Consider the following 12,392-nt stretch of genomic DNA (forward strand, 5'->3'; position numbering starts at 1 on the left):
GTCAGTCTGAACTGATCACTGTGATGTTAGAATTTATGTAACTGTTTATATAATTGGTACGATTTTTGGCGCTATTGAACATTTTACTTTTCATTCATTGGTAGTTGGGTAAACTAGCGCCACTTTTTGAGTGTTTATGTTTGTTATGCTTTGTATGGCCTAACAGACTTTGGGGGAGCGATGATCACTGCATACGCCTATCAAAATAGAGAATTAATCACCACCGAATTGAAGGTTGGCGATAAAGTGCCCGAGTCGACCTTGTGGTTAGATTTATTAAAACCCGACGACGAAGAGCGCAAATGGTTGAGATTATTTTCTGCTGAAGAAGTCCCTGATGAAGAAGATATAAATGAAATTGAAGCCTCAGCGCGTTTTTATCAGAACAAAGATGGTTTACATATTAACTCGTTGTTTCCACAGCGAGTGAGTTCAGATGTACGTGCTGTGAACGTGTCATTCAACTTGCGTGAACGTTTTTTGCTGACATTACGTGAAGAAGATGTGGGTCTTATCCGTTTATTACGTAATTACTTACGTTTAGGCCGCTTGGATATTACGACTCCACAGGGGTTATTGTTAGAGTTGTTTAATTTAAAAGTGGATTATCTATCTGACTTAATTGAAGACGTGTACAGCGTATTAGAAAATGTCGGCGAGCAAGTGTTTAATGACGAAGAGCTTGATGACGTGTTTAAACTGATCATCTTGCAAGAAGATTCTAACGGTAAAATTCGGTTAAGTTTATTGGATACTCAGCGTTCACTTCGTTATATGCAACGTTATTACCGAGACAGTTTATCGGATGACAATTTAAAAGATATTCGTGAGATGTTATCGGATATTGAATCATTGATGCCACACAGTCAGTTTATTTTCGACAAGTTACAGTTCTTGTTGGACGCGGCTATGGGCTTCAGTGGTTTACAACAAAACAAAATTATTAAGATATTTTCGGTATCGGCAGTGGTGTTTCTTCCGCCTACATTGATTGCCAGCAGTTATGGGATGAACTTTCATATTTTGCCTGAACTCGATTGGCGATTTGGCTATCCGATGGCGGTCGCATTAATGCTTGCCAGCGCGGCGGGAACGTACTTTTTCTTTAAACGAAAAGGTTGGTTATAGCAGCAATCTATCTGACAAGATTAACGCCATCAATTGTTGTCAGTTGATGGTTTTTTTATACCCAAAAATAACGGAAGTGGGTATTTAGTTATCTGAATTGACCTTAAGACCATTATTGTTTAATTGGACTCAATAACCCCCAAAAGCCACGCCTTACTTCAATATTATGGTGGTGTTATATTGATCTTTCATTGTTAGATAAGGGCCTGACGGAAAGCCGTAATACTTAACATCAACTCAGAATAAGAGCTGAAATAGGTTGTTTTATAACCGTTTATAATTCCACGTTGAGGTTATTTAGTTTGCAACGTTGAAATGAGCCAGTGATTAACAAAAACAGCGTTATTTCTCTAGCCCACTAGTTTTGGCCAATACCTACGCTAATTTTTTCTCTAGGATTTAAGTATTTATGGATTTTTTCAGGCAATGCTGCGGCAGGTAGACTGCGGACAATACTCAGGCCTTCATCTTGTAAGCTAATGATGGGGGCTAAATCTTTGGGTACCAGTTGATCGTAAACCACAATATTAGGGCACAACAGCTTCTGTAAATTTACCGACATAACCATCGCAAATTGGCCACTGGATAACTCAATAATACTGCCAGGCGGGTAAACACCTAATATTTTGATTAGTTTACTAATGTATTCAGTATTTAATTTACCTTTATAATTTTTATACAACAACCCCAAGGCGATACTGGGCGGTTTCCCCTTGATTTGGTTGGTTCCATTACACAGGTTGTCGTATTCATTAACCACCGCGATCAACTGTGACAGCTTGTCTAACTTGTCGGCTTTGAGCCCTTGTGGGTAGCCACTGCCATCTAAAAACTCGTGGTGATTAGCGATTAACGGTTTGGCTTCATCCGGAAAACTGTCAGCCAGTTTTAAAAAGTTAATACCCATCAGCGGATGTTGTTTAATAAAATTTTGTTCAGGTGTGGTTAGCGCCAGTCGTTTATTGAGGATATTGCTGGGTACTTTTAATTTACCTATATCGTGAAATAACCCACCAATACCAATAATTTCAACTTCTTCGCGACTCCAGCCTAGCTCTTTTGCGGTTAACATACTTAACATGGCGACGTTGAGTGAATGGTGATAAATATGCTCATCATTTTTAGCATCGCCCATTAAATGCAAGGCTAAATTGTCGCTATTAAGTAGCATGTTGGTCATGTTGCTGATGAGGTCTTTCACTTCACTGACCGCATTGAGTGGCCGGCTACTGATTTTAGAGACCATTGAACGCATCATCGACACTGAGCGATTAAATTGTTGTTCGGTTTTCTTTAAATCTCGTTTAAGCTTTTGTTGCTCATCTATTTTGGCCGACTTCTGGCTGATCATTTGTTCTTTTAGTGCGTTTAGGGCCTGCTCGTCGGGTTTTGGAATGTTGGCATTCTGGGACGTTACAGGTTCAACATCACTCTTTTCGGGATCAAAAAAAACATCTTTTAGACCTAAGCCTTTGATAAGTTCGATTTGTGCCGCGTCTTTAATTTTAAAACTGCTAAACAGGAAAGGGTGGTCTTTCCAGGAAATCGGCAAGCGGATAAAGGTACCAACTTGTAATTGTTCAACAGAGATTTTTTGGTTTTTTTTCATATTCAATCGATAGTTACTTTGAAGAACAATGAGCTATGTTATGCATTGCCCTTTACAGGCACTTAAATTGCGTGGCAGCATACTACTATAAATTTATTAACAATAGTTACTCCCTATGGATTTTATTGAAGTATATCCCAATGCGATAAGTAATGATTTATGCGATCGCTTAATTGCGGCATTTGAAACGCATCCGAGTGTGGGTCCTGGCCATACGGGTGCTGGTGTCGATACCGAAAAAAAACGCAGCCGTGATTTAATGTTAGATGCTTGTGATGATTTAGCCGAATTAAAAAACGAACTATTAGCGGCGACGTTTACTCACATCAGCAACTATTTTACTCAGTATTCATTAACTTTAATGGGGGCGGTGTCAGTGCAAGTGACTGATGAAAACGGTCAACCACAAACCTTAACACCTGATAATTTTGCGGCATTGGGTCAACCAAGGGCGGCGGCGTTAACTAAGTACCTGTATCGCAGTGGTACCATCAATGTGCAGCATTATCAGCAAGGTGTTGGTGGCTATCCACATTGGCATTCAGAGCAGTTTCCACAGAATGGCCATAATGAAGCACTTCATCGGGTGGTGTTATATATGTTTTATCTCAATGATGTGGAAGTGGGGGGTCAAACGGAGTTTTACTATCAGCAACGAAAAATAAGCCCTAAAAAAGGCACCATGGTGATAGCACCTGCCGGTTTTACTCATAGTCATCGTGGTAATGTGCCCATTAGCAATGATAAGTATATTGCCACTTCGTGGGTGATGTTTAATCGTGCCGAGCAGCTTTATGCGCCATTAAGTTAGCGATTACTGTCGGGTAAAGCGAGTGATAGCATTATATGCTTAGATGCTTATACGGATAGGTGTTTAGGTGTTTAGGTGTTTAGGTGCTTAGTTGCTTAGGTGCTTAGGCTTATACGGTTAGCGCCACTTGCACTTGATTACCCAGAGTTGATAACGGCACTGGTAAGTGATGTGACAAAATAGGATCCTCTTTAATGACTAATATGCGCATAATTGATCCTTGTTGAACCGTCACTATTTTGAAATTTGTTGTGTTGATATTAGCTGACAAGTTGGTCTGGTTGAGTATTGAAAAGGCTTATAGTGGCCTTTATATAGTGTTTTGTTGCGATAGTGACAATAATCAGCGTTATTTTAACTGCTATTTTGGCTTATGTTTTTCACATTGAATTCGCTTTTCGATGTAATCAAGGATCAGGTACGGTAGAATAGCCGCATTGATAAACTACCGTCCAAGATTGAAATGAAACTAACCCACTTATTATCAGCAAGTTTTTTAAGCTTATTTTCGACGTTTGCATTGAGTGCAACCTTTACCTTTACTGCTATACCCGATGAAGATGAAAGTCAGCTTCGTACTCGCTTTGATAAAGTGGCCGTTTATTTGTCTGAGCAATTGGGCGTGGACGTGAAGTATATCCCGGTAAAGTCTTACTCAGCTGCAGTAACTGCCTTTCGTAATAATCAGGTACAACTTGCATGGTTTGGCGGTTTATCGGGTGTGCAGGCGCGCCGCTTAGTGCCCGGTTCAGAGGCGATAGCACAAGGATTTGAAGATCAGTCTTTCAAGAGTTATTTGATTGCTCATCATTCTACTGACATTACCCCTTCAGAGAGTTTCCCTTTACTCAATGATTATACCTTTACATTTGGCTCTAAAGATTCAACTTCAGGGCGTTTAATGCCGCAGTATTTTATTGAGCGCAACTTAGATAAGCCGATTGAAAAGATTTTCAAACGTATTGGCTTCTCGGGTGATCACAGTCGTACCATTAGCCAAGTTGAAGCCGGTGTATACCAAGTGGGTGCGGTTAATTATAAAGTGTGGGACACAGCCGTTGAAAAAGGTGAGGTTGATACCAGCAAAGTTAAGGTGATTTGGGAAAGCCCTAGCTATCCCGATTATCAATGGACTGTCCGTGCTGGTGTAGATAATGCCTTTGGTGAAGGTTTTAAAGAAAAGTTAACCCAAGTCTTAATTGGGATGACGGATAAGGATTTATTAGCCAGCTTTCCGCGTCAATCGTTTGTACCTGCCCAAAACAAGGACTATGAACCTATTGAGCGTGTCGCGAAAACAATCGGAATGCTTGATTAATGTTGTCGTTGACTGATGTTGATTTAGGTTATAGCCAGAAAATTATTTTACCTAAGGTTAACTTGTCATTTAAAGCAAATGAGCATGTGGCCATTTTAGGCCCTTCTGGCATGGGTAAAACCACGCTGTTGCATTACTTATATCAACAACTGTCTGAGCAAACGTGTTTGTGTTCTCAAGCACAAGGGCTGGTTGATAATTTGTCGATATATCATAATGTGTTTATTGGTGGGTTAGCGCGTTATTCTCGTTGGTATAATTTGGCTAATTTGCTGTTGCCATTTAGCAAACCACAACAACAAATAGCCGTTCTTTGTCAGCAATTAGAGTTAGCGGTGCCGCTGCAACAAAAAGTCAGCGAATTGTCGGGCGGCCAACGTCAACGTGTGGCATTAGCCAGATCGTTATTTCAACAACAAACTATATTTATGGGTGATGAGCCCTTTTCTGCGTTAGACCCATTAATGGGCTTACGATTATTAAGCTTGATTAAGCAAACACATCAGAGTGTGATTTGTGTGTTGCATGATGCCGAATTAGCGTTAGCACATTTTGACCGTATTATCGTGATCAGCGATGGCAAAGTGGCCCTAGATGATAAAGCCGATCAATTATCTCTGGCTTATTTGTCTCAGCATTACGCATTATCTGATGTACCAAAACATGATGTGGCATAAATATGAGCATGTCGATGTTGCTAAGCACATTTTTTATAACCGACTTTTTATCATTCTGTAACAGCCTCTTCTATTATGCCTAAAACCATGACTTTTAGTGGCCGCTCTTTTGTGGGTCACTGGCAGAAAATCACTGTGTTACTTTTATTGATGGTATCTGTGTGTTGGTTTTTTGCTGATACAGAAATCATTGCGCTCGAACCTTGGACTGAGCTTGGGCGTATGATGCAAGGCTTTATTCATCCTGACTTTTTTGCGACAGAGTATTTGCTTGATGCTCTGTGGCAAACCATCAGTTTTGCGCTGCTTGGGATCACGATTGGGTTGCTATTGGGGTTTCCACTGGCATTGTGGTATCAACATCCTTTGATTGCGGCAATGTGTGCATTTATCCGTGCTATTCATGAGATATTTTGGGCGTTGATATTTTTACAAATATTTGGTCTTTCAGCCATTACCGGCATTTTAGCCATTGCGCTTCCTTATGCTGCTACGTTTGCCCGTGTGTTTGCTGATATTTTACAACAAGCGCCAATGCATACCTTATTTTCACTGCCTAAGGGCACCGATAAACTGTCGGCATTTATATATGGTCGCTGGATGCACATGTATCCGCAGATTGTCGATTATATCCGGTACCGTTTCGAATGTGCGCTTCGCAGTAGTGCGGTATTAGGTTTTATTGGCATGCCGACACTAGGCTTTTATTTAGAATCGGCTTTTCGCCAAGGGCATTATCAGCAAGGCGGTGCGTTATTAATCTTATTTGTGCTATTAATCGGAAGTATACGTTTCTGGGCTAAGCCGCTTATGCTTTGGCTGTATTTACCTCTTGCGGTATATTTCTTACCCCCCATACCGGTTATCGACGCGCAACTTATTTGGCGTTTTATCAGTGTTGATGTTTTACCGCCTATGCTGCAAGGGCAAGCCTTCTTAAGCTGGTTTACACCTGATAACCTGTCGAAGGTATTTGACTGGAGTTATAACTTAATAAGCCAGCAAGTCATTCCTGGGATGATTGCTACCTTAGTACTGGCTTTTTGTGCCTTAGGGCTAACTCATATATTGACCATGATATTACTGCCTCTAAACACTCGATTAATGATGCCCAAAGCGGTTATTCTGCTCATGCGTGCTGTGAATTTAATATTACGTTCGCTGCCAGAATATTTGTTGGCCTTTGTGTTTATGATGTTATTAGGACCTTCGATGTTGCCAGCGATTATCGCGTTGGCATTACATAATAGTGGCCTAATGGTCTTTTTAATGGCGCGCCAAGCTGACAAGGTTAGTGTGCCGCTCACTTATCAGCCAAGGGTTGACCAATATAGTTATCTGGTTATTCCTACCATATACCCCCATTTTATGGGATTGTTGTTTTACCGTTTTGAAGTGATTATCCGTGAAACCGCTATTTTAGGTATGCTCGGCGTGATGACGTTAGGATTTTATGTGGACAGTAATTTTTCTGAAATTCGCTTTAGTGGAGCCTTGTTATTATTGGTTTTCACTGCGGGGCTAAACGTCGTAGTGGATTATCTGGCGCGTAGATTATTGCGTTATCCTCAAAATCGTATACAGGCTTGCTAAAATCATTCCATGATGAAGTCGATTGGCTTGATGTTGTTATCGCTAACAACTGATGAATGTGCGAGTAACGTAGCGAATGCTTAATTCGTTTACTCATTAGATGTGAGATGTCATCTGCTTGTGCAAGTTATATCGACAATATGATGTTCAAAATTGGCTAATAATTTGATGGAGAATATTATTAGCAATGGTCACGGCAACGGCAATAAAAATAACCCCTACAAGTAAATCAATAATGCTGTTGGCTGCAAGTAATTTCTGCTGTACCCGAGGTTTAGATAAAATGAGCGCTAATAAACTAAACCATGCTAATGACAAGATAAATAATAATATTGTCGCGGCTACTTTTGTCGAGTCATTGACTTGCGGCGTAATCAATACTGAAAATAAGGTAATAAAAAAGATCAGCGCCTTAGGATTCAGTAGGTTGGTATATAGGCCGACTTTAAATCCTGTTAACGACGACATCCGAGTATTCTTCGCCATATTATGTTGAGTCGGTGATATGGATATGTCTGCAGTACGTCGTTTGCTGATGATACTGGTTAGGGCTGATTTGAGTGCTCCGTACCCCATCCATGCTAAATAGCTACTACCGATCAGTTGTACTGCCATAAAGGCAACATGGGATTGCTGGATCATCACACTTATGCCCATCAAAGATAGAAAGGTGTGAACTAAGATGGCGACGGCAATGCCTAGGGCGCAATAAAGCGCGGTTAAGCGTGTTTGCTGTGTGGCCATTTTGACGATAATGGCAAAATCTGGTCCAGGGCTCATTAATGCCACAATGTGAATAACCGCTAAACTTGCCAATAAAGTCATGTCCATATTTATTCCGTTTGTTGTTAATTAGCCTTAGCTCGGGACAATAATTGGTAATCAAACAACTTGTTGTCCTGCTATTTGTGTGACATTGACTTGAAATCGCTCCGCGATTGACTTGCAGTCGGCCTTAGTTAGTAAAACAAATGACAAGTTTGATAGAGTGGATTATGCATAAATTAGCTTTTGCTGATTTATCTCATGTCCCATCTATTATCTCGAACTGAGGTTAACTAAAACAGGCGACACTAGTCGTTATATCAATGTAAGTTGATGATAATGGCATATTTATGCTGAAAAAAGATAATAAAAAAGCGCTAAATTAGCGCTTTTTTATATAACGAAAGCTATGCGTTAATTTTTGTCATTAAGCACTTGCTCTTCAAACTTTTTACCTGCTTGTGAATTATTGAATATTTCTTCGTTAAATTCACCCTCAGATTTAGCTATGATGACGGTAGCCACAGCATCACCCGTTACATTCACCGCAGTGCGGATCATGTCTAGCATTCTGTCGACACCAATAATCAAGGCAATACCTTCAACCGGCAAACCTACTTGGTTTAATACCAATGCCAGCATAATAAGGCCTACACCAGGCACACCCGCCGTACCGATAGAGGCCAGTGTAGCCGTGAGCACGACCGTGGCATAATCCATGATGCTAAGGTCAATACCATATACTTGGGCAATAAATACCGTTGCAACACCTTGCATAATGGCGGTGCCATCCATGTTGAGTGTGGCACCTAGTGGCAGCGTAAAAGAGGCAATTTTATTGTCGACACCCATTCGGTGTTCGGCGGTTTCAATGGTAACGGGTAATGTTGCATTAGAGCTTGCCGTACTAAATGCAAACAGTTGCACATTGCGAATTTTACGCAAAAACATTAACGGACTGAGGCCTGAAAATAGTTTTAGTAGAGTAGGGTAAACAACAAGCCCTTGTATAAATAGCACTGCTACCACTAAGAAGAAGTATTTGACTACGCTGCCGAAGGTTTCTAATCCTAGGGTTAAACTCAGTTTGGCCATTAATGCGAAAACACCATAAGGCGCCAATTGCATAATTAATGTCACTACTCGCATGATCACATCATTTAAATCGTTAAAAAATGATGCAACACGAGAGCCTTTATCACCGATATGCGCGATAGCAAATCCAAAAATTACCGCAAAGATGATGATCTGCAGCATATTGCCTTCGCTCATGGCTCGCATTGGGTTTGTGGGGACGATATTAATCAGTACCTCAGACAAACTAGGTGCATCTTTAACCGTAAATTCTAGCGCATTATTTGCCAGACTTGCATTACCAGGGTGAATAATTACCGCGGCTAAAATCGCGATGGAGAGCGCGATTGCTGTGGTGAATAAATAAAAGGCAATGGTTTTGCCTCCTAAGCGACCTAATTTAGAGGGATCACTTAACGAACTTGTTCCACACACTAGTGAAACGAACACTAATGGAACAACGAGCATTTTTAAACTCGAAATAAAGATCGTGCCGATCACATGTAAAAAACCATTAGTAATGTATTCTTCAATGAATTGACTATCTGGAAACACATTCCTTAACAACAGGCCTAAAATAATGCCTGCAGCCATACCTATTAAAATTTTGCTCGTGAGCCCGAGCTTAAGTTGTTTACTCACAGAGTGTTCCTTCTAATCATATTATTTTATGCCTTTATTTAATGCGCTAAAGACTAGCAGGAATTGATAACTTAGGAAATGGTCTTAAAGTGAAAGTTTTAGCGGATAAGTAGCGAAGAAAATAGTAGAGTTATGCTAAGGTTACACGATGTCTGCGTATTGTTAATCTATAACAAACTATAATAATTCTTAAGTTTTACCTTAATGTAACAGGGAGCCTGACAATGAAGTCAGCATATAAAGTTTATTTAGCACTTTTATGTACATTTTTTATCGTCGCATGTGGCGGCGGTGGCGGTATAACCGATGATGGAACCGGAGGTGGGACAACTCCTGATCCGACTATATCTATTGCGTTAAGTATCGACAATGATCAAATTTCAGTTGCTGAACCTGCGATTATTACCGCAATAGTGAAAGACTCAACGGGTGCAGCTATTAGCACTTTAGTTTCTTTTTCATTAAATAATGCTGAATACGGCACCTTTTCTCCCGGTACGGGTGAAGTCGCAACTAATGCTGATGGTGTTGCTACTGTACAGTTAAATTCTGCGGCAATAAACACTGGCGCAACCATTAGTGCGACCATTACATCTGGCGAGACTAATTCGCTTAACGTGACTATGGCCGGTGACGGTGGCGTAGCAGGTGGTGGTGCCCAAGTCTCATTGGTACTAACCGATGAAGACGGTAACGCAATACAATCGATTAACACATTATCACCAGGCAAATTAACGGCGACCGTTAGTGGGCTTTCTAAGGCGGTAATTGTGACCTTTGATAGCCCGATAGGTGATTTACCGGTTAAAACGGCCGTCACCAATGCACAAGGCAAAGCGACAGTCGATATCTATGCAGGCAGTTCTTTAGGCGCTGGAGAAGCCACGGCATCGCTCTCGACTAATGAAATCGGTTCAACAATTGTTGTCGTTGGTGCGACCGATGTTGTCATGGGCAGTGGCACACCTTTTGTTCAAGGTGTGGCGGCGGTTAGTGCAACAGATCTTTCTGCGGGTGGGACTGCAACGATTTCAGTGCTGATTCAAGATGATCAAGGCAATCCTTTTACCCAACCTGTTGATGTGAACTTCTCTTCAACATGTGCGACAAAAAGTCCAGCGCAAGCCGTGATTAGTTCTCCAGTTTCATCAAGCAATGGGGTTGCAACCTCAACATATCGTGCCGAAGGTTGTGTTGGTGAAGATCAAATCAATGTAACAGCCAATGCGGGTGGAATAAGTTTATCTGCTGCTGGGACTATTAATGTACTGCAGGCTGATGTCGGTAGTATTGTGTTTGTATCAGCCGCTCCTCAAAACATTAGTATTTTAGGCACTGGAGGTGATGAATCATCAGTGGTTAAATTTAAAGTACTCGATAAAAATAGCAATGTGGTTACCAACCAAAATGTGATTTTTAAACTCAACACCACTATTGGTGGCGTCAAAATTGATCCATTGCAAGCCACAACCGATAACAGCGGTGTGGTACAAACTGTCGTCACTACCGGTACTGTTGCAACATCACTGCGTGTTACCGCGACGGTAGATAATGGCTCAATCCCTGCTATTTCTAGCCAATCAAGTCAGTTGATTATATCAACGGGTATTCCTGACCAAGACAGTTTTTCGTTATCGGCTGAAGTACTTAATGCTGAAGGTTGGGATCTAGACGGGACGATTGTCAAGGTTACTGCTCGGATGGCCGATGCGTTTAACAACCCTGTACCCGATGGGACGACAGTATCTTTTACCACTGAAGGTGGCTCTATTGAAGATGCATGTCAAACCGTAAAAGGTGCGTGTTCGGTCTCTTGGACAAGTCAGCTTCCTCGACCTGAAGGTGAAATGTTACTCAATGGTGCGGGTGCAATGTTCCGTAATCCAAGTGCGCTGTTAGCATATGATTCGACTCTTGAGGTTTATGGTAATATTTACGGTCAAAAATACGGTGGCCGTGCAACGATTACTGCATCGGCTATTGGTGAAGAGTCATTCCCTGACCTCAATGGTAATGGTCGTTTTGATGCCACTGAAGCCGATACGTTTTTAACCGGTAAAGATGTAACTGGTCAGTTATTTGATTTAAATGATGCCTTTAATGACTATAACGAAGATGGGTTGTTTAATCCGCAACAGTCTGGTGGTCAGGATGGTGGTACGTTAGAAGAGTTAGTTGATTTTAACGCTAATGGAGTATTTGACCTCAAAGACCGCAAATATAATGGTGTGCTTTGCTCTGAACCTGTTCATTCAGCTTGTGCTACTGCATCAGACTCTCGGTCTGTATTTGTGCGTCGTAGTTTAGTCATGGTGATGTCTGGTAGTACTGCTTTTGCTACGGACTCAAGTAATATTGTCATTGCAGATAGCACTGGAACTCATACTGGCGGTAGTATCACTATTGTTGGTAAAGGCTCTGCTACTGCAACATTTACCATCTCTGACTTGCATAATCAGCAAATGCCCGCCGGTTCGATTGTGAGATTCAAGACCTCTGCCGGTTCTGTTGTCAGCACCAGCGAATTTACTTGGCCAAGTTCTAACTACAATGGTGGACGTCAGTTCAGCACAACGCTAAAAGGTGAAGATGAACCTAATACAGGGGTCTTTATTGTTGAAGTGGAATCACCAAATGGTTTAATCACCCAAGTGGTATCAATCGGTGTGACCATTCTATAATCGATTGATAGTGACTCTAACCATTGCGTTAGGGAACACCCATTAAAAAAGGCGCTTAAAGCGCCTTTTTTGTTTTTGTTGATAACACCAATTA

General features: G+C 41.2%; 9 protein-coding genes and 1 pseudogene. 6 read left to right on the forward strand and 4 right to left on the reverse strand.

Annotated elements, in window-relative coordinates; all coding sequences use genetic code 11:
- The first annotated feature begins 180 nt into the window (after window positions 1-180).
- A complete protein-coding gene (gene corA / locus CXF80_RS01485) occupies window positions 181-1,128 on the forward strand; it encodes a magnesium/cobalt transporter CorA (RefSeq protein ID WP_101030429.1) in 948 nt (315 codons plus the stop codon).
- Between the two features lie 358 nt (window positions 1,129-1,486).
- Here corA and CXF80_RS01490 read toward each other — a convergent pair whose 3' ends face one another.
- The gene (locus CXF80_RS01490) at window positions 1,487-2,737 is read right to left on the reverse strand and encodes an HD-GYP domain-containing protein (protein ID WP_101030432.1); all 1,251 of its coding nucleotides are present in this window, start codon (window positions 2,735-2,737) and stop codon (window positions 1,487-1,489) included.
- Window positions 2,738-2,852: 115 nt separating this feature from the next.
- Between CXF80_RS01490 and CXF80_RS01495 the strand changes: the two genes are divergently transcribed.
- Window positions 2,853-3,548, forward strand: coding sequence for a 2OG-Fe(II) oxygenase (locus tag CXF80_RS01495; protein WP_101030435.1), 696 nt, complete (start codon window positions 2,853-2,855; stop codon window positions 3,546-3,548).
- Between the two features lie 115 nt (window positions 3,549-3,663).
- On the opposite strand, the pseudogene CXF80_RS01500 reads toward CXF80_RS01495, so the two are convergent.
- A pseudogene (locus CXF80_RS01500) lies at window positions 3,664-3,759 on the reverse strand (DNA-binding response regulator); the annotation flags it as partial.
- Window positions 3,760-4,011: 252 nt separating this feature from the next.
- Between CXF80_RS01500 and CXF80_RS01505 the strand changes: the two are divergent.
- From CXF80_RS01505 to CXF80_RS01515, 3 genes are all read left to right on the forward strand, one after another.
- The gene (locus CXF80_RS01505) at window positions 4,012-4,866 is read left to right on the forward strand and encodes a putative selenate ABC transporter substrate-binding protein (RefSeq protein WP_101030438.1); all 855 of its coding nucleotides are present in this window, start codon (window positions 4,012-4,014) and stop codon (window positions 4,864-4,866) included.
- Window positions 4,866-5,543, forward strand: coding sequence for an ATP-binding cassette domain-containing protein (locus CXF80_RS01510; RefSeq protein WP_101030441.1), 678 nt, complete (start codon window positions 4,866-4,868; stop codon window positions 5,541-5,543). Before CXF80_RS01505 ends, CXF80_RS01510 begins: the two co-directional genes overlap by 1 nt.
- Before the next feature lie 75 nt (window positions 5,544-5,618).
- The gene (locus CXF80_RS01515; protein ID WP_101030444.1) at window positions 5,619-7,136 is read left to right on the forward strand and encodes a PhnE/PtxC family ABC transporter permease; all 1,518 of its coding nucleotides are present in this window, start codon (window positions 5,619-5,621) and stop codon (window positions 7,134-7,136) included.
- A 147-nt stretch (window positions 7,137-7,283) separates the two neighbouring features.
- On the opposite strand, the gene CXF80_RS01520 is transcribed toward CXF80_RS01515, so the two are convergent.
- The gene (locus CXF80_RS01520; protein ID WP_101030447.1) at window positions 7,284-7,967 is read right to left on the reverse strand and encodes a LysE family translocator; all 684 of its coding nucleotides are present in this window, start codon (window positions 7,965-7,967) and stop codon (window positions 7,284-7,286) included.
- A gap of 348 nt (window positions 7,968-8,315) precedes the next feature.
- Complete coding sequence (locus CXF80_RS01525; protein ID WP_101030450.1) at window positions 8,316-9,617, reverse strand: dicarboxylate/amino acid:cation symporter; 1,302 nt, start codon at window positions 9,615-9,617, stop codon at window positions 8,316-8,318.
- Between the two features lie 224 nt (window positions 9,618-9,841).
- On the opposite strand from CXF80_RS01525, the gene CXF80_RS01530 reads away from it, so the two are divergent.
- Window positions 9,842-12,298: a hypothetical protein gene (locus CXF80_RS01530; protein ID WP_101030452.1), complete on the forward strand. Its 2,457-nt coding sequence runs from the start codon at window positions 9,842-9,844 to the stop codon at window positions 12,296-12,298.
- Window positions 12,299-12,392: the final 94 nt, after the last annotated feature.

It is taken from the genome of Shewanella sp. Actino-trap-3 (assembly GCF_002836275.1).
In the GTDB taxonomy this organism is placed as follows: Bacteria; Pseudomonadota; Gammaproteobacteria; order Enterobacterales; family Shewanellaceae; genus Shewanella; species Shewanella psychromarinicola.

What these genes read in the sequence shown, in the direction of transcription:
- corA (WP_101030429.1), top strand. Translation starts at nt 181, where the DNA reads ATGATCACTGCATACGCCTATCAAAATAGAGAATTAATCACCACCGAA.
- CXF80_RS01490 (WP_101030432.1), bottom strand. Translation starts at nt 2,737, where the DNA reads ATGAAAAAAAACCAAAAAATCTCTGTTGAACAATTACAAGTTGGTACC.
- CXF80_RS01495 (WP_101030435.1), top strand. Translation starts at nt 2,853, where the DNA reads ATGGATTTTATTGAAGTATATCCCAATGCGATAAGTAATGATTTATGC.
- CXF80_RS01505 (WP_101030438.1), top strand. Translation starts at nt 4,012, where the DNA reads ATGAAACTAACCCACTTATTATCAGCAAGTTTTTTAAGCTTATTTTCG.
- CXF80_RS01510 (WP_101030441.1), top strand. Translation starts at nt 4,866, where the DNA reads ATGTTGTCGTTGACTGATGTTGATTTAGGTTATAGCCAGAAAATTATT.
- CXF80_RS01515 (WP_101030444.1), top strand. Translation starts at nt 5,619, where the DNA reads ATGCCTAAAACCATGACTTTTAGTGGCCGCTCTTTTGTGGGTCACTGG.
- CXF80_RS01520 (WP_101030447.1), bottom strand. Translation starts at nt 7,967, where the DNA reads ATGGACATGACTTTATTGGCAAGTTTAGCGGTTATTCACATTGTGGCA.
- CXF80_RS01530 (WP_101030452.1), top strand. Translation starts at nt 9,842, where the DNA reads ATGAAGTCAGCATATAAAGTTTATTTAGCACTTTTATGTACATTTTTT.